This is a genomic window from Streptomyces sp. NPDC006235 (assembly GCF_040613735.1).
Lineage (GTDB): Bacteria > Actinomycetota > Actinomycetes > Streptomycetales > Streptomycetaceae > Streptomyces.
On sequence record NZ_JBEXSR010000026.1, the window covers coordinates 36,944 to 60,655 of the forward strand.

General features: G+C 71.7%; 17 protein-coding genes and 1 tRNA gene. 6 read left to right on the top strand and 12 right to left on the bottom strand.

Going from position 1 to position 23,712, the window contains the following annotated elements:
- Positions 1–45: 45 nt before the first annotated feature.
- Entirely contained in the window at positions 46–1,836 is a 1,791-nt protein-coding gene (locus ABZ192_RS26825) for an FAD-dependent monooxygenase (protein ID WP_356927077.1), read from the bottom strand.
- 167 nt (positions 1,837–2,003) lie between these two features.
- Between ABZ192_RS26825 and ABZ192_RS26830 the strand changes: the two genes are divergently transcribed.
- On the top strand, positions 2,004–3,833 hold the full coding sequence (locus ABZ192_RS26830) for a helix-turn-helix domain-containing protein (RefSeq protein WP_356927016.1): 1,830 nt from the start codon (positions 2,004–2,006) through the stop codon (positions 3,831–3,833).
- Positions 3,834–3,924: 91 nt separating this feature from the next.
- On the opposite strand, the gene ABZ192_RS26835 is transcribed toward ABZ192_RS26830, so the two are convergent.
- Positions 3,925–4,009: transfer RNA gene (locus tag ABZ192_RS26835), tRNA-Leu, on the bottom strand.
- Between the two features lie 142 nt (positions 4,010–4,151).
- Between ABZ192_RS26835 and ABZ192_RS26840 the strand changes: the two genes are divergently transcribed.
- The gene (locus tag ABZ192_RS26840) at positions 4,152–5,486 is read left to right on the top strand and encodes a DUF2254 domain-containing protein (protein ID WP_356927017.1); all 1,335 of its coding nucleotides are present in this window, start codon (positions 4,152–4,154) and stop codon (positions 5,484–5,486) included.
- Positions 5,487–5,780: 294 nt separating this feature from the next.
- On the opposite strand, the gene ABZ192_RS26845 is transcribed toward ABZ192_RS26840, so the two are convergent.
- The 3 genes from ABZ192_RS26845 to sucC are packed head-to-tail and all read right to left on the bottom strand — an operon-like array spanning position 5,781 to position 9,394.
- A complete protein-coding gene (locus ABZ192_RS26845) occupies positions 5,781–7,322 on the bottom strand; it encodes an aldehyde dehydrogenase family protein (RefSeq protein WP_356927018.1) in 1,542 nt (513 codons plus the stop codon).
- Between the two features lie 44 nt (positions 7,323–7,366).
- Positions 7,367–8,254, bottom strand: a complete 888-nt coding sequence (gene sucD, locus ABZ192_RS26850; RefSeq protein WP_356927019.1) for a succinate--CoA ligase subunit alpha — start codon at positions 8,252–8,254, stop codon at positions 7,367–7,369.
- A gap of 9 nt (positions 8,255–8,263) precedes the next feature.
- Complete coding sequence (gene sucC, locus ABZ192_RS26855; RefSeq protein WP_356927020.1) at positions 8,264–9,394, bottom strand: ADP-forming succinate--CoA ligase subunit beta; 1,131 nt, start codon at positions 9,392–9,394, stop codon at positions 8,264–8,266.
- Positions 9,395–9,538: 144 nt separating this feature from the next.
- Here sucC and ABZ192_RS26860 point away from each other — a divergent pair, with 144 nt between their 5' ends.
- The 4 genes from ABZ192_RS26860 (at position 9,539) to ABZ192_RS26875 (ending at position 16,133) form a co-directional block, all read left to right on the top strand.
- On the top strand, positions 9,539–11,221 hold the full coding sequence (locus ABZ192_RS26860) for a thiamine pyrophosphate-binding protein (RefSeq protein WP_356927021.1): 1,683 nt from the start codon (positions 9,539–9,541) through the stop codon (positions 11,219–11,221).
- 10 nt (positions 11,222–11,231) lie between these two features.
- Entirely contained in the window at positions 11,232–12,473 is a 1,242-nt protein-coding gene (frc, locus tag ABZ192_RS26865) for a formyl-CoA transferase (protein WP_356927022.1), read from the top strand.
- 4 nt (positions 12,474–12,477) lie between these two features.
- Complete coding sequence (locus tag ABZ192_RS26870) at positions 12,478–14,622, top strand: acetate--CoA ligase family protein (RefSeq protein WP_356927078.1); 2,145 nt, start codon at positions 12,478–12,480, stop codon at positions 14,620–14,622.
- A 122-nt stretch (positions 14,623–14,744) separates the two neighbouring features.
- Positions 14,745–16,133 carry an OFA family MFS transporter gene (locus ABZ192_RS26875; protein WP_356927023.1) on the top strand — a complete coding sequence of 463 codons (1,389 nt, stop codon included), beginning with the start codon at positions 14,745–14,747 and terminating at the stop codon, positions 16,131–16,133.
- A gap of 150 nt (positions 16,134–16,283) precedes the next feature.
- Here ABZ192_RS26875 and ABZ192_RS26880 read toward each other — a convergent pair whose 3' ends face one another.
- From ABZ192_RS26880 to ABZ192_RS26910, 7 genes are all read right to left on the bottom strand, one after another.
- Positions 16,284–17,342 (bottom strand): sugar phosphate isomerase/epimerase, encoded by a 1,059-nt coding sequence (locus tag ABZ192_RS26880; protein ID WP_356927024.1) that lies wholly within the window; start codon positions 17,340–17,342, stop codon positions 16,284–16,286.
- A gap of 83 nt (positions 17,343–17,425) precedes the next feature.
- Positions 17,426–18,838, bottom strand: coding sequence for a nucleotide pyrophosphatase/phosphodiesterase family protein (locus ABZ192_RS26885; protein ID WP_356927025.1), 1,413 nt, complete (start codon positions 18,836–18,838; stop codon positions 17,426–17,428).
- Positions 18,835–20,004: a metabolite traffic protein EboE gene (eboE, locus tag ABZ192_RS26890; RefSeq protein ID WP_356927026.1), complete on the bottom strand. Its 1,170-nt coding sequence runs from the start codon at positions 20,002–20,004 to the stop codon at positions 18,835–18,837. Before eboE ends, ABZ192_RS26885 begins: the two co-directional genes overlap by 4 nt.
- 3 nt (positions 20,005–20,007) lie before the next feature.
- Entirely contained in the window at positions 20,008–20,928 is a 921-nt protein-coding gene (locus tag ABZ192_RS26895) for a TatD family hydrolase (RefSeq protein WP_356927027.1), read from the bottom strand.
- A complete protein-coding gene (locus ABZ192_RS26900; protein WP_356927028.1) occupies positions 20,928–21,692 on the bottom strand; it encodes an EboA domain-containing protein in 765 nt (254 codons plus the stop codon). The genes ABZ192_RS26895 and ABZ192_RS26900 overlap by 1 nt, the downstream gene beginning before the upstream one ends.
- The gene (locus ABZ192_RS26905; protein ID WP_356927029.1) at positions 21,689–22,699 is read right to left on the bottom strand and encodes a sugar phosphate isomerase/epimerase family protein; all 1,011 of its coding nucleotides are present in this window, start codon (positions 22,697–22,699) and stop codon (positions 21,689–21,691) included. Before ABZ192_RS26905 ends, ABZ192_RS26900 begins: the two co-directional genes overlap by 4 nt.
- The gene (locus ABZ192_RS26910; protein ID WP_356927079.1) at positions 22,696–23,622 is read right to left on the bottom strand and encodes an SCO3242 family prenyltransferase; all 927 of its coding nucleotides are present in this window, start codon (positions 23,620–23,622) and stop codon (positions 22,696–22,698) included. The genes ABZ192_RS26905 and ABZ192_RS26910 overlap by 4 nt, the downstream gene beginning before the upstream one ends.
- Positions 23,623–23,712: the final 90 nt, after the last annotated feature.

A 23,712-nucleotide genomic window follows, 5' to 3' on the forward strand; every position in this document is an offset into this window, starting at 1 on the left:
CTTGCTTCCATGATTGCGCGCTGCGGTGCCTCCGTGATGGCTCGCTCAGGCGTGTCCGAGGATGGTCCGCACCGCGTCCGTGAGCAGTTCGCCGGCGTCCGGTGCGGCGGAGGCGTGCCGGAAGGCGACGAACCCGTCGGGGCGCACGAGCAGGGCGCCTGCGTCGGAGATCTCGCTCAGGCGCGCCCAGTCGCCGTACGGGTCCTCGTACTCCTGCCCGGGGCCGATCACCACGGTGGCGACCGGGATGTCCTGAGCCGAGGCGGCCCGCACCCAGTCCTCTCCCCCGATGCCGGTCAGCAGGGTGAAGCGGCCCCGGCCGACCGTGTCGAGGGTGGAGAGCGTGCGGGAGCCGGAGGTGATCCAGGCGTGCGGGAGCCGGGCGCCGGGGCGGGAGGAGGGCTGGTGGTGCAGCTCGGGGTCGCGGGCGAAGCCCGGGTCGGGCGTGCCGTCCGGGACGATCGCGGCTGAGCTTTCGGCGGGATAGCGCTGGTTGAGGTCGACGCCGTGCGCGTTGAACTCGTACGCCTTGAAGGCGATCGCCTCCCGCAGCTCGGCGCGCTGTTTCGCGGCGGCCTCGGTGCTGTCCTTGCGCGCGGCGATGTTGGCCCACAGCTGCTCGGGGGTCTGCGGGGAGAGCCCGTCGAGGGCTTCGAAGATCGGGGCGGTCTCGCGGATGGAGCGGTTGGCGCGGGTGACGATCTGCCGGCCGATGGGCGCGCGCTCGGCGGTGTAGCTGTCGAGCAGCCTGGGGTGGGCGGCGCCGTCGAGGACGAGCTTGAGCTTCCAGGCCAGGTTGTAGGCGTCCTGGATGGAGGTGTTGGAGCCGAGGCCGTTGGACGGGGGGTGCCGGTGCACGGCGTCGCCGGCGCAGAAGACGCGGCCGTTCGCGTAGTTCTCCGCGTACATCTCGTTGACGGTCCAGGCGGAGGACGACCTGATCGTCACGGGGATGTCGTCGTCGCCGACGAGCGTGCGCACGACGGATTCGGCGTACTCGGTGGTCAGGTCCAGGGCGCCCGCGGTGACGTCGTAACCCCACACGATCAGCCACTCGGTCCAGGGGCGGACACAGCGCACCAGGCCCGCGCCGATGCCGCCGACCGTCGCGCCGGGCGCGAGGACCCAGTAGAGCGTGGACGGGCGGTGGGCGGTGTAGCGCGTCAGGTCCGCCTCGAAGACGATGTTGATGCTGCCGGCGACGCCCATCTGGCCGCCCATCGGCAGCCCTGCGTCCTCAGCGACCTTCGACCGTCCGCCGTCGGCGCCGATCAGGTACTTGGCACGGATCTCGTACGTGTCCCCGCGCAGCCGGTCGCGGACGGTGGCGGTGACGCCGTCGGCGTCCTGGGTGTGGGAGAGGTACTCGTTCTGGAAGCGGAGCCGGGTGCCGCGGGCGACGGCCGCGTTCACGAGGACCGGCTCCATGAGGTGCTGCGGCATGTCGCACATGCGGGTGGGGCTGGCGAGTTCGTGTTCCGCCTGCACGAGCGGGTCGTTGCCCCAGGAGCGCACCCGGCCCAGTTCCTCGCCCGCCAGGCTGGTGCAGAACGTCGTGTTGCCCATCAGGTGCTGCGGGGTGGCCTGCGCGACGACGTCCTGTTCCACGCCGAGGTCGCGCAGCACCTCCATGGTGCGCTGGTTGGTGATGTGCGCGCGGGGCGTGTCGGCGAGGCTCGCGTAGCGGGTCACCACGGTGTTGGGCACGCCGTAGGTGCTCAGGGCGAGCGCGGCGGAGGCACCGGCGGGGCCGCTGCCCACGATCAGGACGTCGGTCTCGACGGTGGTGGACACGGGCGCTCCTGCGAGGTCGGGGAGGCGGACGGGGCGGTCCATGATCATGGGGCGGTTCGGCCGGGAGCGGGTGTCTCATTACGAGACACCCGGCGGGTCCGCGAGGGGGCGGCCGGGCACCGCGGTTACTGCTGCCCGGCGCGGCCCGTTGTTGCCCGTTGTTGCCCGTTGTTGCTCGTTCAACCGAACCCGCTACGGTGTTGCATGCCGTGACCACGACCCAGCCTTCCCCAGCAGCCACCGCCCGCCCCTCGCTGCGTCTCGCCCGCGAGCGGTTCCTGTCGGGCGGCCCGCTGCCCCGCGGTGTTCCGGAGGAGGTCGTCGCGGCATGGCGGCGGGCACGGTTCTTCGGTGTCCCCCACGACTTGAAGGAACCGGCCGTCGCCCCGCCCCGGCCGGTGGACTCGGCGCTGCTCGGTGCCGCCCGGCCGGTGCTCGACCGGATCGCCCCGGCCCTGGAGACGGACCGGTCCCTGCTCCTCCTGACCGACGAGCGGCTGCGCGTGCTGTGGAGCGCGGGGAGCGTGCCCGGGCTCGACCCGTGGCCCGTCCTGTCGGAGCAGGAGGTCGGCAACAACAGTGCGGCTGCCGCACTGCGCACCCGGCGGCGGGCCGAGGTGCACGGGCCGGAGCACTTCCTCGACCGGTGGCAGGACGTGTCCGCCGTGAGCGTCCCGCTGCTCGCCCCGGAGGGCGGCCGGGTCGTCGGCACGCTGACCGTCGCGTCGCTCGCGTCACGGCTGGGTACCGCACGTTCGCCCCACCCGCACGCGGCACTCGCCGAGGCCGCCGCCGCGGCGGTGGAGACGGAGCTGCGGGCGCGGGCGGGGCGGGCAGAGCGGGTGCTGTTGGACGCGTATGTGCGGGCGGTGGGCGAACCGGGCCGGTTCGCGGACGGCCCGGATGGTGCCGTGGTCGTTCTGGACGGTCGTCACCGCCTGATCAGCGACTCCGCGCAGCGGTTGCTGACGCCCGAGGTGCTCGGAGCGCTGGAGCGGACGGCGGTGAGCGCGCGGCACGCGGATGCCGGGGGTGAGGCAGGGCGGTCCGGGGGAACGGGTCCGGCCGAGCTGCCCGATGATGGGGAAACGGGCCCGGTCGAGCTGCCGGACGGCTCTGGATGCGTCGCACGGGTCGACCCCGTACGGCTGGACGGCGTGGTCGTCGGGATCGTCGCCGTCCTGGAGCCGCTCGCCGGTCCCGCGCCGTCGCAGCCGGCATCTGTGCCGGCCGGGCCGCACCCGCCCTGCTCGCTCACCGGTTCGTCGGTGCCCTGGCGGCACGCCGTCAGCCGTGCCGTCGAACTGGCCCGCTCGCCAGAGCCGTTGCTGCTGACCGGTGAACGCGGAACCGGCAAGTCCGCGCTGGCTCTGGACCTGCTCGGCACGGAGGCCCGGACGGTCGTCGAGATCGCCGACGCGGCGCTGGACTCCGGGCTCGAAAGAGCCCTGTCCACGTGGCCGGCCGATCGCCCCCTGCTGCTCCGGCACGCCGAGCGCCTCGCCCAGCCCGGCGTGGCCGCGGTCAACTCCCTGCTCGACGCCCACCCGGCCATCCGGCTCCTGGTCACCTACACGCCGGGCGCGCCGGCCGGCCCCTGCCTCCAGCGTCTGCTGGACAAACTGTCCGCCCGCTCGGTGACCCTGCCCCCGCTGCGGGAACGCACCGAGGACATACGGGAGCTGCTGCCCGCCCTGGCGCCACGGCCGGCCGCCGGGCAGCCGCCGCTGACCTGGACGCTGGACGCCCTGCGCGCGCTGGAGCGCTACCCGTGGCCCGGGAACGTCACCGAGCTGGCCCACGTCGTCCGGGCCCTCGCGGAGCACCGCCGGATGTCGGGGCCGGTCCGCCGGGCGGAACTGCCGGACGCCGTGCGGGAAGGCCCGTCCGCGCGGCCCCTCAGCCCGATGGAGCACGCCGAGCGCGCCGCGATCCTGGAGGCCCTGCGCCTGCACGGCGGCAACAAGGCACGCGCGGCGGCGGCGCTGGGGATCGGGCGGGCGACGCTGTACCGCAAACTGCGGGGCTACCGCGTCTGAGGGCGCGGTTCCGCGACGCCCTGCCCGCGTCGCCGGACACAGAAAAGGTGCCGACCAGAACCGGTCGGCACCTCTCGTACGCCGAAGCGAGTGTCCGAGGGGGGACTTGAACCCCCACGCCCGATAAAGGGCACTAGCACCTCAAGCTAGCGCGTCTGCCATTCCGCCACCCGGACCAGGTGTCTGCCGCCTTGCCAGGGCTCTGCCCGGCGGCGACATGGACAACCATACCAAGGTTTCGCAGTGCCTTTCACCTGCGTTTCCTTCCCCAGGGCGGGGGTCCGGGACCTCGCGCCCCGATGCACCTAGGGTCACACCATGAGTGACTGGATGGTTACGCAGAGCTCCACGCCGGGCCGTCGCCCCCGTGCGCTGTCGCCGCTCCGGGAACATCTGCGGGACACGTTCTGGTTCGCCCCCATCGCGGCGATGGTGGGGGTCTTCGTGGTCTGGGTGGGGGCCGAGGCGCTGGACGCGGCCATCGTGGAAGCGCTCCAGGACGACCGCGACTACGACACGCTCAATGAGCTGCTGCGGTTCGCGGAGGACGCCAGGGCCGTGGTGAGCGCGGTCGGCTCGGCGATGATGACCTTCATCGGCGTGGTCTTCAGCATCTCGCTGGTGGCCGTGCAGATGGCGAGCGGGCAGTTCACCCCGCGCGTGGTGCGACTCTTCGTCCGGAGCCGGATCACCAAGGCGACCTTCGCCGTCTTCCTGGCGACCTTCGTGCTGACCCTGCTGGTCCTGACCTCCTTCGACAGTGCCGGCGACCCGCGTACGGTCACGACCGTGCCGCTGGTGCAGTCGGTCCTCACCCTCTGCATGGTCGCGCTGAGCCTGCTGCTCTTCGTCCTGTACGTGAACACCACCCTGCGGCTGATGCGGATCAGCCATGTGATCGCGCGGATCGCCACGGAGTCCTTCCGGGTGGCCGCCTCGATGCCCGTGCCGACGGGCGGGCAGGACGAGGCCGCCCGCCTCGGTTCCGCGACCGCGTGGGTCCCGCACGAGGGCCGGGCGGGGGTGCTGCGGGACGTGCACATCACGCGGCTGGTGCGGGTGGCGCGCAAACACGGGGTCGTGTTGCGGCTGATCCCGCGGATCGGGGACTTCGTGGTGCCGGGGATGCCCGTCCTGGCGGTCCACGGCGGGCCGGTCCCGCCGCGCCGGGCGCTGCGTTACGCGATCTCGGTGGGGGTGGAGCGGACCTACCACCAGGATCTCGGCTTCGGACTGCGCCAGTTGTCCGACATCGCGCTGCGCGCCCTGTCGTCCGCGATCAACGATCCGACGACCGCCGTCCAGGCGCTGGACCGGATCGTCCAGTTCCTGGCCGCGCTCAGCCGACGGCCGCTCGACGCCGCCCTGCACCGGGACCGGGGCGGGGCCGTGCGGCTGGTGCAGCCCGTGCCGGGGTGGACCGAGCTGGTGGATCTCGGATTCACCGAGGTACGGGGGTGCGCCATCGGGAGCCCGCAGGTGTCGCGGCGCATGCTGGCGGGGCTGGACGACCTGCTCCTGCTCGTGCCGCCGGAGCGGCGGGAGCCGCTGCTCCGCCATCGCGAGCTGCTCCGACAGACGGTGGGCCGGCCCGGGCCGGCCCCCGCGGACCGCGCGTTCGCCCTGCGCCCGGACCGGCAGGGCATCGGCTGACCGCTAGCCCGGCGACCTGCCGGCCGGGCGCCTTGGCGGGCCGGCGGCCCGGTGGCCTGCGGCCCGGCGCCCCAGCGTCGCAGCGCCCCGGCGCCCCGGCGCCCCGGTGGCCCGGTGGCCCGGTGGCCCGGTGGCCCAACGCCCCAACGCCCCAACGCCCCAACGGCGTTCAACGCCGGTGGTTCAAAGACGCGCCGGCTTCACCACCCCGCGGCGACCGACACCGGAGCCCCGCGCGGGCGTCCGCGGGGGGGGGGCGGCGTCGGTCGCACTGGGCCCCCGGGCGGCCTGCCCTCACGGCAGCAACTGGTACTCCGGGAAGTTGCCCGGCAGCCGCTCCCCTGCCGGTCCCCGTGTCACCGCGCGCACCAGCAACTCGCCGCCGACGAACGCGCCGTGCCAGGACGCGCCGAGCCCGCCGAACAGCTCGTCACGGTCGCCGCGGGAACGGGGCCGGCCGTGGCCGGTCTTGAACGCGCGGATCTGCGGGGCGAGCCGCTCGTAGGTCGCCCGGTCGTCCGTGGACAGCGTGGCCACCAGCGCGCCGTTGGAGGCGTTCATCGCGGCCAGCAGCTCCGCCTCCGTGTCGACCAGGACGATCGTGTCGACCGGGCCGAACGGCTCCGCGTGGTGCAGCGGAGAGGACGGGGGCGGGTTGAGGAGCGTGACCGGCTGGATGTAGGCCGAGGTGTCCTGGCCGGGCAGGAAACGGGCGTCCGACGGACTGCCGCGGTGCAGCGGTACCGCGCCGCGCTCGATCGCCTCGGCGACCTGGTCCTGGAGTTCCTTCGCCTTGGCCGCGTTGATGACCGGCCCGAAGTCCAGCTCCGGGTAGGGGTCGCCCGGCTGCTCCACGGCGAGCGGGTGCCCGACCCTGAGCGTGCGGACGGCCGGGAGGTACGCCGCCAGGAACGCGTCGAACAGGTGCCGCTGGACGACGAAGCGCGGGTACGCCGTGCAGCGCTGCTTGCCGTAGTCGAAGAGCTTGGGGACGACCGCCGTGAGCGCGTCCCAGTCCGAGTAGTTCCAGATGCCCCAGGTGTTGAGTCCCTCCTGTTCGAGTACGTGTCGTTTGCCGAGGTCGGCGACGGCCGTGGCCACCGCGGCGCCGGTGTCGCGGCCGCCGACGAAGGAGACGCAGCCGATCTCGGGCGCCCGCACCAGCGCCTGGGACAGCTCGGCTCCGCTGCCGCTGACGAGGGTCACGGGGATCCCCTCGCGGGCGGCGAGGGCGCAGGCCAGGGTCAGGCAGGCGACACCGCCGTCGGTCGGGGTCTTGGCGATGACCGCGTTGCCTGCCAGTGCCTGGACCAGCACTGCGTGAACGAGCACGCTCATCGGGTAGTTCCAGCTGGCGATGTTGGACACCGGCCCGTCCAGCGGTGCCCGGCCGGCGACCATCTCCTCGATGCCGTCGAGGTACCAGCGGACCCCGTCGATGGCGCGGTCGACGTCGGCCAGGGCGAGCCGCCAGGGCTTGCCGATCTCCCACACGAGCAGGAGGGCGAGCAGTCGGCGGTGTTCGGCGAGGGCGTCGAGGGTGGCGGCGACGCGGGCCCGGCGCTCCGGCAGGGGGACGTGACGCCAGGCTCGGTGCTCGTCGAGGGCGGCGCGCACGGCCCGGCGGGCGGTGGCCCCGTCCAGGCGCGGCGGGCCCGCGATCGGGCTGCCGTCGACAGGGCTGACGGCGGGCAGGACCCGGCCGTCCGCCTGCCAGGCGGCGTTCCAGAGGTTGAGGACCCGCTCGTCGCGGAAGGCCTCGGGCGCGGCGGCGAGGCAGCGCTGCCACGCGTCGGGCCAGGTCGTGCCGGATTTGAGGGTGAGGGTGGGTGCCATCGGGTTGCTCCGCTCTCGGTGCACGGTCGGGGGCGGGACCTGGCTCACTGCCGTTGTTCTCCGAGGCGCGCGAGCACGAGGTTGGCGGTCTCGCTCGGGGTGCTGCCCACGCTCACCCCAGCCGCCTCCAGCGCCTCCTTCTTGGCCTGCGCCGTGCCGGAGGAGCCGGAGACGATGGCGCCCGCATGCCCCATGGTCTTGCCCTCGGGTGCGGTGAACCCGGCGATGTAGCCGACGACCGGCTTGGTGACGTGCTCGCGGACGTAGGCCGCCGCCCGTTCCTCCGCGTCACCGCCGATCTCGCCGATGAGGACGATGAGTTCGGTGTCGGGGTCGTCCTGGAATGCGGCGAGGCAGTCGATGTGCGTGGTGCCGACGACCGGGTCGCCGCCGATGCCGACGCAGGTCGAGAAGCCGATGTCGCGGAGCTCGTACATCAGCTGATACGTCAGCGTGCCCGACTTGGAGACCAGGCCGATGCGGCCCGGTTTGGTGATGTCGGCCGGGATGATGCCCGCGTTGGCCTGGCCGGGGGTGATGAGGCCCGGGCAGTTGGGTCCGACGACCCGTGTGCCCTTCTCCCTCGCGTACGCGGTGAAGGCGACGGAGTCGTGGACGGGGATGCCCTCGGTGATGACGACCGCGAGGCCGATGCCGGCGTCGGCGGCTTCGAGGACGGCCGCCTTGGCGAAGGCCGGCGGCACGAAGACGACGGTGACGTCCGCCCCGGTCGCGCGCATCCCGTCGGCGACGGTGCCGAAGACGGGAACGGCCCGGTCGTCGAAGTCGACGGTGCGGCCCGCCTTGCGCGGGTTGACGCCGCCGACGACGTTCGTGCCGGCCGCCAGCATGCGCCGGGTGTGCTTCATGCCCTCGCTGCCGGTCATGCCCTGGACGAGGACCTTGCTCTCCTTGGTGAGGTAGATGGCCATGACGTCCCCTCAGGCTGTGGTGGCGAGTTCGGCGGCACGGCGGGCGGCGCCGTCCATGGTGGTGACCTGCTGGACCAGCGGATGCGCGTGCTCGTCGAGAATGGCGCGGCCCCGGGGCGCGTTGTTGCCGTCGAGGCGCACGACGAGCGGCTTGGTGAGGCGGACGGTGTCCAGCGCCTGGACGATGCCGTCGGCGACCGCGTCGCACGCGGTGATCCCTCCGAAGACGTTGACGAAGACGGACTTCACGTCCGGGTCGGAGAGGATGACCGACAGTCCGTCCGCCATGACCCGGGCGCTCGCTCCGCCGCCGATGTCGAGGAAGTTGGCGGGCCGGGCGCCGCAGCCCGCTACCACGTCCAGTGTCGACATGACGAGCCCGGCGCCGTTGCCGATGATGCCGACCTCGCCGTCGAGCTTGACGTAGTTGAGGCCCTTGGCGGCGGCCGCCGCCTCCAGCGGGTCGCCGTGTGCCGTGTGGTCCGCGCCCCACCGTGCCTGCCGGAAGCGGGCGTTGTCGTCGAGGGTGACCTTGCCGTCGAGGGCGAGGATCTGCCCCTGGCGGGTGCGGACGAGCGGATTCACCTCGACGAGGAGGGCGTCCTCGCGGACCAGGACCTCCCAGAGCCGTACGAGGACGTCGACGGTCTGCGGCGGCAGTCCGGCCGCCTCGACGATCTCGCCCGCCTTAGCGGAGGTGACGCCTTCGGCGGGGTCGACGGGGACGCGGGCCACGGCGTCGGGACGGGTGGCGGCGACCTCCTCGATCTCCATGCCGCCTTCGGCCGAGGCGATCGCGAGGAAGCGGCCCGCCGCACGGTCGAGTACGTAGGACACGTAGAACTCGGTCTCGATGTCCACGGGCTGGGCCAGCATCACCGTGCCGACCCGGTGGCCCTTGATGTCCATACCGAGGATCTGACGGGCGGTGAGCTCGGCGGCGGCCGGGTCCGCGGCGAGCTTCACCCCTCCTGCCTTGCCCCGGCCACCGGTCTTCACCTGGGCTTTCACCACGACTCGGCCACCGAGCCGGCGTGCGATCTCACGGGCCTCCTTGGGCGAGTCCGTCACCTCGGCCCGCGGCACCAAGATGCCGTGTTCTTCGAAGAGTTCCCTTGCCTGATGTTCGTACAGGTCCATTCCGGGCTCCTGTCTGAAAGTGCTGCACGCCCCCTGGACACCACCCCATCGGATGCGGGATAACAAGTTTCATACAGTATTCGTCGACTGTATGCAATGTACCGCGAGACGTTCCAACCCCCTAGGAAGGGACAGGACTTCGCCATGCCCGACGACACCCAGGACGTCATTTCCGGTGGTCATCTCGTAGCCAAGGCTCTGAAGGCCGAGGGGGTCGAGCGCATCTACACCCTGTGCGGCGGCCACATCATCGACATCTACGACGGCTGCGTCGACGAGGGCATCGAGGTCGTCGACGTCCGTCACGAGCAGGTCGCCGCCCACGCCGCCGACGGTTACGCGCGCATCACCGGCAAGCCAGGCTGCGCGGTGGTCACCGCGGGACCGGGGACGACCGACGCCGTCACCGGTGTCGCCAACGCCTTCCGCGCGGAGTCCCCGATGCTGCTGATCGGCGGCCAGGGCGCCCTCACCCAGCACAAGATGGGGTCCCTCCAGGACCTGCCGCACGTCGACATGATGAACCCCATCACCAAGTTCGCGGCGACCGTGCCCGACACGGCGCGCGCGGCCGACATGGTCTCCATGGCGTTCCGGGAGTGCTTCCACGGCGCGCCGGGCCCCTCCTTCCTGGAGATCCCGCGCGACGTGCTGGACGCCAAGGTGCCGGCTGCCAAGGCACGCGTGCCCCAGGCCGGCGCCTACCGCGCGTCGACCCGCTCGGCCGGCGACCCGGAGGCGATCGAGAAGCTCGCCGACCTGCTGGTGCACGCCGAGAAGCCGGCCATCCTGCTCGGCAGCCAGGTGTGGACGACCCGGGGCACCGAGGCGGCCATCGAACTGGTGCGCACGCTGAACATCCCGGCGTACATGAACGGCGCCGGCCGTGGCACCCTCCCGCCCGGCGACCCGCACCACTTCCAGCTGTCGCGCCGGTACGCCTTCTCCAACGCCGACGTCATCGTCATCGTCGGTACGCCCTTCGACTTCCGCATGGGCTACGGCAAGCGGCTGTCACCGGACGCGACCGTCGTCCAGATCGACCTCGACTACCGCACGGTCGGCAAGAACCGCGACATCGACCTCGGCATCGTGGGCGACGCGGGGCTGGTGCTGAAGTCGGTCAGCGAGGCGGCCTCCGGACGCGTCAACGGCGGGGCGTCCAGGCGCAAGGAGTGGCTGGACGAGCTGCGCGCGGCCGAGCAGACCGCTCTGGAGAAGCGGCTGCCGAGCCTGAGGTCGGATGCCTCGCCCATCCACCCGTACCGGCTGGTCAGCGAGATCAACGACTTCCTCACCGAGGACTCGATCTACATCGGCGACGGCGGCGACATCGTCACCTTCTCCGGGCAGGTCGTCCAGCCCAAGTCGCCCGGGCACTGGATGGACCCGGGTCCCCTGGGCACGCTCGGCGTCGGCGTCCCCTTCGTGCTCGCCGCCAAGCAGGCGCGGCCCGACAAGGAAGTGGTGGCCCTCTTCGGCGACGGCGCGTTCTCCCTCACCGGCTGGGACTTCGAAACGCTCGTCCGCTACGACCTCCCCTTCGTCGGCATCGTCGGCAACAACTCCTCCATGAACCAGATCCGCTACGGCCAGGCCGCCAAATACGGCAAGGACCGCGAGCGGGTCGGCAACACCCTCGGCGACGTCCACTACGACAAGTTCGCCCAGATGCTGGGCGGTTACGGCGAGGAGGTCCGCGACCCTGCCGACATCGGCCCGGCCCTCCGGCGCGCCCGCGAGTCCGGCAAGCCCTCCCTGATCAACGTCTGGGTCGACCCCGACGCGTACGCCCCCGGAACCATGAACCAGACCATGTACAAGTGAGGTGCCCCCGATGACTGCTCCGTCCACCAAGGCCCTCGAAGGCATCCGCGTCCTGGACATGACCCACGTCCAGTCCGGGCCCTCCGCGACCCAGCTGCTCGCCTGGCTCGGCGCGGACGTCGTCAAACTGGAGGCGCCGACCGGCGACATCACGCGCAAGCAGCTGCGGGACCTGCCGGACGTCGACTCCCTCTACTTCACGATGCTCAACTGCAACAAGCGGAGCATCACCCTCAACACCAAGACCGAACGCGGCAAGGAGATCCTCACCGAGCTGATCCGGCGCTCGGACGTCATGGTCGAGAACTTCGGCCCGGGCGCGGTCGACCGGATGGGCTTCACCTGGGACCGCATCCAGGAGATCAATCCACGGATCGTCTATGCCTCCATCAAGGGGTTCGGCGAAGGCCCGTACACCAACTTCAAGGCGTACGAGGTCGTCGCGCAGGCCATGGGCGGGTCGATGTCGACCACCGGTTTCGAGGACGGGCCGCCGCTGGCGACGGGGGCCCAGATCGGGGACTCGGGGACGGGCGTGCACGCCGTGGCGGGCATCCTCGCCGCGCTCTACCAACGGGAGCGCACCGGGCGCGGGCAGCGGGTCAACGTGGCCATGCAGCACGCTGTACTGAACCTGTGCCGGGTGAAGCTGCGGGACCAGCAACGCCTGGCACACGGGCCGCTCGCTGAATATCCCAACGAGGACTTCGGCGACGAGGTTCCCAGGTCCGGGAACGCGTCCGGCGGCGGCCAGCCCGGCTGGGCGGTCAAGTGCGCGCCGGGCGGCCCGAACGACTACGTGTACGTCATCGTGCAGCCCGTGGGCTGGCGCCCGATGAGCGAACTCATCGGCCGGCCGGAACTGGCCGACGACCCCGAGTGGGCGACGCCCGAGGCGCGGCTCCCCAAGCTGAACAAGATGTTCCAGCTGATCGAGGAGTGGTCCTCGACGCTGCCCAAGTGGGAGGTGCTGGAGCGGCTCAACGCGCACAACATCCCGTGCGGGCCGATCCTGTCCACCAAGGAGATCATCGAGGACCGGTCGCTGGCCGCCAACGAGATGGTCGTCACCGTCCCGCACCCCGAGCGCGGCGAGTTCGTCACCGTCGGCAGCCCGCTCAAGCTCTCCGACTCCCCCGTCGAGGTGACCAGTTCACCTCTCCTCGGCGAGCACAACGAAGAGGTCTACGTCGGCGAACTCGGCCTCGGCGACGAGGAAGTGCGCCTGCTCAAGTCGAACGGAGTGATCTGACGTGATGGCCGAAGACCGGGTCCTGCGGGTGCGGGGCGTCCTGGACTCCGTACGGGCCGAGGGGCGGACCGCGCTGACCGCGCCCGAGGGCAAGGTGATCGCCGACGCGTACGGGATCGCCGTACCCGGCGAGGAGCTGGCGACCGACGTGGACGAAGCCGTGGCGTTCGCGGCGCGCTTCGTCGGGCCCGTCGTGATGAAGATCGTCTCGCCGGACATCCTGCACAAGACCGACGCCGGCGGGGTGATCGTCGGGGTCGAGGGCGCGGCGGACGTACGGGCCGCGTTCCACACCATCATCGACAACGCCCGTGCGTACGACCCGAAGGCGCGCATCTCGGGTGTGCAGGTGCAGGAGCTGCTGCCCAAGGGGCAGGAGGTCATCGTCGGGGCGGTCACGGACCCGACGTTCGGGAAGGTGGTCGCGTTCGGGCTCGGCGGGGTGCTGGTCGAGGTGCTGAAGGACGTCACCTTCCGGCTCGCTCCGGTGGACGCGGACGAGGCGCTGTCGATGCTGGACTCGATCCGGTCGGCGGAGATCCTGCGCGGGGTGCGCGGTCAGGCGGGCGTGGACCGGTGGGCCATCGCCGAGCAGATCCGCCGGGTGTCGGAACTCGTCGCGGACTTCCCGGAGATCGCGGAGGTCGACCTCAATCCGGTGATCGCCACCGCTCAGGGGGCGGTGGCGGCCGACATCCGGATCATCCTCGCCGAGTCGCAGCCCGCCCAGCGCCGCACGTACACGCGGGACGAGATCCTCACGTCGATGCGCCGCCTGATGCAGCCGGGTTCGGTCGCCGTCATCGGTGCCTCGAACGAGCAGGGCAAGATCGGCAATTCCGTGATGCGCAATCTCGTCGACGGTGGTTTCGCCGGGGACATCCATCCGGTGAATCCCAAGGCCGATGACATTCTGGGCCGCAAGGCGTACAAGAGTGTCACGGACGTTCCCGGTGAGGTGGATGTGGCGGTCTTCGCGATCCCCGCCAAGTTCGTGGCCTCGGCCTTGGAGGAGGTGGGACGCAAGGGCATCCCGAACGCCGTACTGATCCCCTCCGGGTTCGCCGAGACCGGTGAACACGAACTCCAGGCGGAAATCGTGGCGATCGCCGAGCGGCACGGAGTGCGGCTGCTGGGGCCGAACATCTACGGCTACTACTCCACCTGGCACGACCTGTGCGCCACGTTCTGCACGCCGTACGACGTCAAGGGCGGGGTGGCGCTGACCTCGCAGTCCGGCGGCATCGGGATGGCCATCCTCGGCTTCGCCCGCACCACCAAGACGGGCGTGTCGGCGATCGTCGGGCTCGGCAACAAGTCGGACCTGGACGAGGACGACCTGCTGACCTGGTTCGGGGAGGATCCGCACACCGAGTGCATCGCGATGCACCTGGAGGACCTCAAGGACGGGCGCGCCTTCGTGGAGGCCGCGCGGGCCACCGTCCCGAAGAAGCCGGTGGTCGTGCTGAAGGCCGGGCGTACGGCGGCGGGTGCGAAGGCGGCAGGTTCCCACACCGGCGCGCTGGCGGGCGACGACGCCGTGTACGACGACATCCTGCGGCAGGCCGGGGTGATCCGGGCGCCGGGGCTGAACGACATGCTCGAGTACGCGCGCGCGTTGCCGGTGCTGCCAGCCCCCAAGGGCGACAACGTCGTGATCATCACGGGTGCCGGCGGCAGCGGTGTGCTGCTCTCGGACGCGGTCACGGACAACGGCCTGTCGCTGATGGAGATCCCGCCGGACCTGGACGAGGCGTTCCGCAGGTTCATCCCGCCCTTCGGGGCCGCGGGCAACCCGGTGGACATCACCGGGGGCGAGCCGCCCTCGACGTACGAGGCGACGATCCGGCTGGGTCTGGAGGATCCGCGCGTCCACGCGCTCGTCCTGGGCTACTGGCACACCATCGTCACTCCTCCCATGGTCTTCGCGGAGCTCACCGCGCGCGTGGTGGCCGAGTTCCGGGAACGGGGGATCGAGAAGCCGGTCGTGGCGTCGCTCGCCGGGGACGTGGAGGTCGAGGAGGCCTGCCAGTACCTCTTCGAGCGCGGGGTCGTGGCGTACCCGTACACGACCGAGAAGCCGGTGGCCGTGCTCGGCGCGAAGTACCGCTGGGCGCGGGAGGCGGGGCTGCTGGGGGGCGGTACATGAGGTGAGGCAGCGGGGGGCCGGCCGACGGTGCGCGTCGGCCGGCCCCGGGACCCGCACGCGCACGAAAGGCATGGGACAGGGGGCGCTGGCCAGATCTTTCGACGCAAGGGGTGCGACACGACATGACAACGACCGATCTGCCCACCACGGTTCCCTACCGGGAGGTCACCGACGCGAACGGCCGCGTCTACCGCCTCGGTGAGACCGACATCGACATCATGGGGCGCAAGCGCAAGTGGATGGTGATCCTGCCCTGGATCGGCATGATGGGCATCTCCTCCGCCGAGTACGCGTTCGCGTCCGCGGAGGAGACCCTGCACACGGCACACGCGTGGGACAGCATGCACATCTTCTGGATGATGACCGTGTGGGTCTTCTTCCAGGCCGCGGTGGCCTTCCCCGCGGGCAAGCTGCGGGAGAGCGGCAAACTCCCGGCCCGCTGGGCGATGATGTGCGGCGCGGCGGGCACGCTGCTGGGCTACCTGTCACTGGCCTTCGCACCGCACGTCGTCTTCGCCTACATCGGCTTCAGCATGTTCAGCGGTATGGGCGCGGGCATGGTGTACGCCACCTGCGTCAACATGGTCGGCAAGTGGTATCCGGAGCGCAAGGGCGGCAAGACCGGCTTCGTCAACGGCGGTTTCGCCTACGGCTCGGTGCCCTTCGTCTTCCTCTTCAACGGCTACATGGACCTCACCAACTTCCGCTGGGTGCTGGTCTCGGTCGGTGTGTTCCTGGCCGGGATCGTGGCGTGCTCCGGCTACTTCTTCAAGGACCCGCCGAAGAACTGGTGGCCCTCCGACATCGACCCGCTCAACCCGCCGAAGGACCCGCGTGCGGCCCGCTCGCTGCGCATGAACCCGCCGGCGGTGCGCCAGTACTCCCCCAAGGAGGCGTGGAAGACCGGCCGGGTGGCCCTGATGTGGTTCTGCCTCGCCTGTACGTCCGGTGTGAACATCTTCGGCATCGCCTTCCAGGTGGAGATCGGCGAGGAGGCCGGATTCGCCGGCGGGATCGTCGCCACGGCCATGTCCCTGAAGGCCATCGTCAACGGCACCGGCCGCGGTGTCATCGGCTGGCTCTCCGACCTCTACGGCCGCAAGCGGTGCCTGCTCGTGGTGTGCGTCATCCTGGGCCTGTCGCAGTACGGCATCCTCTGGTCGGCGAACGCCGAGAACCTGCCGCTGTTCCTGGTCTTCTCCTCGATCTCCGGCTTCGGCGGCGGAGCCATCTTCCCGATGTTCGCCGCACTGACCGCCGACTACTTCGGTGAGAACAACAACGCGTCCAACTACGGCATGGTCTACAGCGCCAAGCTCGTCTCCGGCCTGGGAGCGGGCATGGGTGCCGTGGTCGTCGGCGCCTGGGGACACTCCGGTGCGTTCATCCTGGCCGGCTCCATCTCCCTCTTCGCCGGCTGCGTGGCACTGTTCCTCACCCCGCCGGGACGCGACAAGGAAAAGCGCCGCGTCGTTCCCAACCCGCAACCGCTCGGCGAGGACACGACCTGACATGCCCCCGGAGCCGTCCCCGGCAAGCAGCCCGCACGCACCGTCCGGCGCCGCACACCGTCCCCTCCGCGAAATCGACGGTTGACCCGTCCCACACATGAGGAGGCCCCTCCCCGGCCGGGGGAGGGGCCTCCTCATGTTCCTGCGGCGTCAGCACTTCTCCCGCAGCGAGTGCAGGTGCGCGCTGGAGCGCCGCGCGAACGTGAAGGACTCGGCCGGGTTGTCGTGCTCGGCCTGCCAGTGGTGGGCCATGCGGTGGCCGCGCAGCCGGGTCACAGCGGAGATGAACCGCTGATAGTCGATGTCGCCGTCGCCGACGTCGGTCATGCGGTAGCCGTACGGGTTCGACGGGTCGCTCTCGCCGTCCTTCACGTGGAAGAGCGGGTAGCGGTCGGGCTGCCTGAGGACGTAGTTGAGCGGTTCGAACGGGGCGGGCGTGCCGTCGGGCCGCTTGGAGAAGCGGAACTGGCCGACGTACGCCCAGTAGATGTCCATCTCCAGGTAGACGAGGTCCGGGTCGGTCTCCTTGAGCAGGACGTCGTAGAGGCGGACCTTCGGGTTGTCCGTGGCGAAGCTGAACTCCTCGGAGTGGTTGTGCTGGTAGAACTTCATGCCCCGGGCCTTCGCCGCGGCGCCGTAGGTGTTGAAGTCCTCGGCGGCGCGCTTCCAGGCGTCGACGGTCGAGCCGTAGCGGAACGGGCCGGCGGCCGTGCCGATGTGCTTGAGGCCGAGGGCCTGGGCGTCGTCGAGGACCTTGGTGAGGTTCTGGGCGAAGGTGTAGGCGTTCGGGTCGCTGGAGTAGTAGCCGACGTGGCTGCCGATGGGGTTCAGGCCGTGGTTGCGGGCCAGCCGCTTGAGCTGGGCGAGTGTGATGGGGCCGGCCGAGCCCTGGGTGTAGCCGGCGAACTCGACTTCGTCGTAGCCGTACTTCTCCAGTTCGGCGAAGACGGGGCCGAAGCCGAGGGTGGAGACCTTGTCGCGGAGGCTGTAGAGCTGGATGCCGAGGCGGCCGGGCGGCAGGACGGGACGGCCGCGGCCCTTGGCGCCGGAGGCCGTGCCGGTGGCTCCCGACGTGTTGCCGGTGGCGGCGGTCGCGGGGGCGGCGGCACCGAGCAGGGCGGCGGCGGTGGCGCCTGCGGCCACGCCGAGCATGCCGCGTCTGCTGAGGCGGTGGGTGAGCTCGGGGTCGGGCTGGGAGAAGCGGCTCATGCGTGGAACTCCTCGTGATCGCGGGGCGTTGTCAGTGGTGAGTGCTTCACTTGTGACCAGTCGGGACTGAGGGCTACGACCTCTCAGTCGAGACCGGCGAGTCGGAGCAGCAGTGACTTCACATCGGTGGCCGCGACGCGGTCGCCGACAGCGCGGGGGGTGGAGCAGATGAGGAGCGGACCGTCGTCGTTGCTCGCCGGAAGGCGGCCGTGGCTGCCGCGAATAGGTGAAGGGTCCAAGGGCACGACCGCCATGCGGTAGCGCATGCCGAGTTTCTTGCGCGCCAGCGCGGTGGCCGCCTTGACCTTGACGTAGGGGTCGAGGGGATCCATGAAGAGCTCGACCGGGTCATAGCCGGGTTTGCGGTGGATCTCGACGAGCTGCGCGAAGTCGGGCGCGCGGGCGTCGTCGAGCCAGTAGTAGTACGTGAACCAGGCGTCGGGTTCCGCCACGGCGACGAGTTCGCCGGCGCGCGGATGGTCGAGGTGGTGGGCCTTCTTGCCCTCGTCGTCGAGGAGTTGCTCGAGGCCGGGCAGGCCGTCGAGGGCGGCCCGGGTGGCGTCGAGGTCCTCGGGGCGGCGCACATAGACGTGGGCGATCTGGTGGTCGGCGACCGCGAAGGCACGGGACGCCATCGGGTCGAGGTACTCCATGCCGTCCTGCGTGTGCACCTCCAGCAGGCCGGCGCGGCGCAGGGCGCGGTTGATGTCGACGGGCCGGTCCACCCGGGTGATGCCGTACTCGGACAGTGCGACGACCGTGCGGCCCTCGGCGCGGGCGTCGTCCAGGAGCGGTGCCAGGGCGGCGTCCAGATCGGCGGCCGCCTTCAGGGAGCGCGGGTCGTCGGGGCCGAAGCGCTGCAGGTCGTAGTCGAGGTGAGGGAGGTAGCAGAGCGTCAGGTCGGGGTGCCGGGTGCGGATGATGTGGCGGGTCGCGTCGATGATCCACCGGCTGGAGACGAGGTCCGCTCCGGGGCCCCAGAAGTGGAAGAGGGGGAACGTACCGAGTTTGTCGGTGAGTTCGTCGTGCAGCGCGGCCGGCCTGGTGTAGCAGTCGGGTTCCTTGCGGCCGTCGGCGTAGTAGACCGGACGGGGGGTGACGGTGATGTCGGTGTCGGCGCCCATGGCGTACCACCAGCAGATGTTGGCGACGGTGTAGCCGGGGTGGGCGCGGCGGGCGGCGTCCCAGAGTTTGTCACCGGCCACGAGGCCGTTGTGCTGGCGCCACAGGAGGACGTCGCCGAGTTCGCGGAAGTACCAGCCGTTGCCGACGATGCCGTGCTCCGAGGGCATGGTGCCGGTGAGGAACGTGGACTGTGCGGCGCAGGTGACAGCGGGCAGGACGGTGCCCAGCGCGGCGCGGGAGCCTGACCGGCCGAGTGATTTGAGGTGGGGCATGTGGTCGAGGAGACGGGGGGTGAGGCCGACGACGTCGAGGACGAGGAGCGGTGTGGGGCGGTCCGCGGCGGCCGGGGCCGGGTGCTCACCGGTGCTCATGGCAGCTCCTTCAGGCCGAGGTCCGTCAACAGGTCGCGGGCGAGGGTGAGTTCGGCGGCGATGCCCTCGGCGAGCTGACTGCGGCTGCGGGGGCGCAGCTCGGGTGGGAGGGCCTGCCAGGTGTAGGTCTCGACCTCCAGGTGGCGGGTGAGCGGGACAGGGCCGCCGACGAGCCGGGTGAGCGCGGTCTTCAGGACCGGGAGTGTGGAGGTGAGGGGTGCGGCGGGGGCCGCGTGCAGAGGGACGTGGAAGTGGGCGCGCCAGGGTGCGCCGTCGGGCAGGGCGTGGCCGGCGACGGCCTCGTCGAGGTCGTCGGTGGCGCGCAGACCGGCGGCGGTGGCCGTGCGGGTCTGGTGCAGGAAGCGGGGTTCGGCGAAGGCGGCGAGGGCCTCGCGGACCTCGGGCAGATGGGGGTGTTCGGCGTGCAGGGCGGCGGAGAGCTGGGATTTGACGACGGGGACGCGGGCCTCGGTGAGGGCGTCCAGGGCGGTGTGCGGGTCTTCGAAGGAGGTGGCGAGGTGGCAGGTGTCGACGCAGATGCCGATGCGGTCGTGGGCGATCGCGGTGAGCGGGGCGATGGCGTCGTGGGTGGTCTCGACGACGCAGCCGGGTTCCGGTTCCAGCCCGACGCGGATGGAGCGGCCGGTCAGTTCCTCGATGGCGTCGAGGCGTTCGGCGAGGGTGCGCAGGGCGGTGCGGGCGGTCTGTGCGCGCTCGTCGTCGTACGCGGTGCGCCAGGCCAGGGGCAGGGTGGAGATGGTGCCGTCGCGGACGTCGTCGGGGAGGAGCCCGGCGAGGACGCGGGCCAGGGCGGTGGTGTGGTCGAGGCGTTCGGGGTCGGCCCAGTCCGGCTTGTAGACGCGGTACTTGACCTCTTCGGCGCCGAAGCCCTCATAGGGGAAGCCGTTGAGGGTGACGACCTCCAGGCCGCGCCGGTCGAGCTCGGTGCGCAGGCCGCGCAGTGCGGACGGGTCGGTGTCGAGGGCGCGGGCGGCGTCCCTGGCGAGCCACAGCCCGATGCCGAGCCGGTCGCGGCCCAGGCGGCGGCGGACGGGTTCGCAGTGGTCGCGGAGCTGGGCGAGGACGCCGTCGAGGGTCTCGGCGGGGTGGACGTTGGTGCAGTAGGCGAGGTGGACGGTGGAGCCGTCGGGGTGGCGGAAGCGCATGGTTCACGCCCCCGCGGCGGGGACGCGGACCGGCTCGCCGCCGTCTCCCGGCCCGAGGTCCGGCTCCTCCGGCTCCTTCGGTACGCCGCGGAGGATGGAGTTGCCCTCGTGGGTGGCCTCCGTGCCGGTGACGTCGAGGGTCAGGCGGCCGCTGATCCCGTAGAAGGCGACGGGGTTGCGCCACAGCACCTGGTCGACGTCGTCCTCGCCGAAGCCCTCGGCCAGCATCAGGTCGCCGACCTTGCGGGTCTTCAGAGGGTCGCTCTTTCCCCAGTCGGCGGCGGAGTTGACCAGGACCTGCTCGGTACCGTAGGCGCGCAGGATCGCGATCATCCGCTCCTCGTCCATCTTGGTGTCGGGATAGACGGAGAAGCCCAGCCAGCAGCCGCTGTCCTTGGCCTCCTTGACGGTGGTCTCGTTGAGGTGGTCGACCAGGACGCGTTCCGGGGACAGCGCGGACTCCCGGACGACGTCGAGGGTGCGGCGCAGACCGGCGAGCTTGTCGCGGTGCGGGGTGTGCACGAGGGCGGGCAGCCCGTGGTCGGCGGCGAGCTGGAGCTGGGCGGCGAGGGCGGTGTCCTCGGCGGGGGTCATGGAGTCGTAGCCGATCTCCCCGACGGCCACGACGTTGTCCTTGACGAGATACCGGGGCAGTGCGTCGAGGACGGGCACACAGCGGGGGTCGTTCGCCTCCTTGGGGTTGAGCGCCAGCGTGCAGTGGTGGGCGATGCCGTACTGGGCGGCGCGGAACGGCTCCCAGCCGAGGAGGGAGTCGAAGTAGTCGAGGAAGGAGGCGGGCGAGGTGCGGGGCTGTCCGAGCCAGAAGGAGGGCTCGACGACGGCGCGGACACCGGCGGCGTACATGGCCTCGTAGTCGTCCGTGGTGCGGGACGTCATGTGGATGTGGGGGTCGAAGATGCGCATCAGGACTCCTTGCCGTGGGGGTGGTCCGTACCCGGGGCCGGGGTCACGGACTCGGTCAGGTCCAGGACGCGGTACAGGTCCTCGGGGACGGTGCGGCCGGCGGCGGTGCGTTCGGCGGCGTAGTCGCCCAGCATGCGGGCGAGCTCGCCGTCGCCGCGGGCACGCTGGGGCAGGTCCGCCACGTGGTCGACGGGGACGCCGGTGAACAGGCACTTCAGCACGGCGTGGCGCCAGTCGTGCGGGGGCAGGTGCCGGGCGGCGTAGGGGCCGACGGCGGCGCTGAGGAGCCGGGTGTCGTTGGTGCGCAGGGCGTCCTCGACGAGCGGCAGGGCGCCGGGGCCGGACACGAGGTGGGGCAGGGCGTGCAGGACGGCACGGCGCTCGTCGGCGGTGCCCTGGAAGTACACCCGGGTCAGGGCGTCGGTGCCGGCACGGGCCGCGTCGAGGATGAGGACACGTGCCGCATCGGCGTGTGCGGCACCGCAGCGCCGGCCGGCCTCGGCGAGACGCAGTTCCCACGCGGAGATGGGCCCGTGCATGCCGGGGTGGGCGGCGGCTTCGTCGAGGGCGTGCTGGAGCCAGGCGCGGGCGGCGGGATCGAGATGGGCGGTGAGGTGGCGGCGGAGCTCTTTCAGGGAGGAGGCGAGGGCGGTGTCGAGGGCGGCTTGGGGGGTGTGGGTGCTGTGGGCCTGGGTGTTCTGGATGTCCGGGGTGTCCTGGAAGCCGTCGGTTCTCGCTGGTGGTGTGGTGCGGGGGTGGGTCATGGGGTGCTGCTCCCTTCAGGGGCGGTGGAGGGAGCGCCGTGGGGTGGCGCGGCCTGCTGGAGGGCCGGAGCAGGGTGCGGTGAGGCGGTGGCCGCGGTCTGCTCGGCGTGGCGGAGGAACGGGAGGGAATGCCCGGCGTAATGCGGGCCGGCGTGGGAGTGGCGGGGCAGTTCGACGACGGTCAGGCCCTGGTAGCCGGTGGCGGCGAGGGCCGCCAGGACCGGCGGGAAGTCGATCTCCCCGTCGCCGAAGGGGAGGTGCTCGTGGACGCCGCGCCGCATGTCCTCGATCTGGACGTGCCGAAGCCAGGGGGCGGCCGCGCGCAGGCAGTCGGCGGGAGAGAGGGGTTCGAGGCACTGGCAGTGGCCGATGTCGAGGGTGAGGCCGAGCGGTTCGGGATCGCCGAGGATGCGGCGGAGGTGGTGGAAGTCGGCCAGGGTGGCGAGGAGGTGACCAGGCTCGGGCTCGACGGCGAGCGGAACGCCGGCGGACTCGGCGGCGTCCAGGACGGGCGTGAGGGTCTCGGCGAGGCGCTTCCACGCGGTGTCCGTGTCGGTGCCCTCCGGGAGGATCCCGCTGAAGCAGTGGACCGCGTGGGCGCCGAGGTCGGCCGCGACCCGCACGGCCCGCAGGAGGAGGTCGGCACGGCGGGCCCGGTCGCCGGGGTCCGGGTCCAGCAGGGAGGGGCCGTGTTTGCGGCGCGGGTCGAGCACATAGCGGGCGCCCGTCTCCACGGTGACACCGAGCCCGAGCGCGTCCAGCCGGTGGGCGACCCGGCGGGTGCGGGCGGCGAGGTCGGGGGCGAGCGGGTCGAGATGCATGTGGTCGAGGGTCAGCCCGACGCCGTCGTATCCGAGGTCGGCGAGAAGACGCAACGCGTCGTCCAGCCGGAGGTCGGCGAGGCCGTTGGTGCCGTAGCCGAAGCGGAGCGAAGAGCGGGCCGGTCCTGTGGGGGTGGCTCGGCTGCCAGAGGCTCGGACGTCGGAGGATATGCCGTCGGACCTCATGTGACGCTCACCTTCCTCGCGAATCTCGCTCCGAGCGGGGCGAGGCCCGCGATGAGGAGAGCGGTGGCCGTCCCCCGGGAGCGGGCGGTCAGGGTGGCCTGGAGGGGGATCGTGGCGCGGATGCCGGCGCCGACTGCTCGCTGAGTGAGAGGAGGTGAGGGATTGAGGGCGGCGTGGAAGTAGGGGCGTGCGGTGCTCGCGGCGTAGGCGGCTGCGAGGGCGGTGGTGAGGTGTGCCACAGGCTGTCGGCCCGGCTCAGGTCGTCGGGGACGGGAGGAGAGCAGGCCCGGCAGATCCGGCGGGACGCGGGTGGCTGCTGCCCCGCCGCCTTCGGGGAGACGCACGGGGCGGTGTGTCACCAGACGGGTCAGCAGGGCCGTCGTCGCAAGCGCCGCCAGGGGAGCCAGAGGTGAGCCGCCCCGCGCCTCCTGGCGGGAGACCGTCGTGACGGCCAGGGTGTGGGTGCCGAGGAGGGCGGCGGAGGGCAGGGCCTGGCGGGTACGGCCGGTGGTGGCCGCGGCTCCCAGGAGCAGATCGAGTCCGCGGGCCGCGCCCATGGCCACGGGTCCGGCGGGGGTGTGCTTCAGGGCGAGGTCGTACGCCCAGACGGTCGCCGCCAGGGGCGCGGCGACGGCCAGGGCCGGGCGGCCGGCGCGGGCGGCCAGAGCCAGTCCGGCTCCGGTGAGGGCACAGGCCGCCGTGAGCGCGGCGGCGGGGCGGATACGGCCGGAGGGCAGGGGGCGGTGGGGGCGTTCGACGGCGTCCACCTCGCGGTCCGCCCAGTCGTTGAGGGCCATGCCGGCCTCGTACAGGCAGAGGGAGGAGCCGATGGCGAGCAGAGTGCGGGCGTTGGGCGGTGCGCCCACGGCGGCCGTACCGGCGAGTGCGTCGCCGGGCACACTGAACAGGGCCGGGAGCCGCAGGAGTTCGGCCCAGGCGCGTGCGCGTGCGGGGCGGCCGGTGCCGCCGCAGGGGGCCGTGCCGTCGGCGTCCCTTCCAAGGGAGGTGTCATC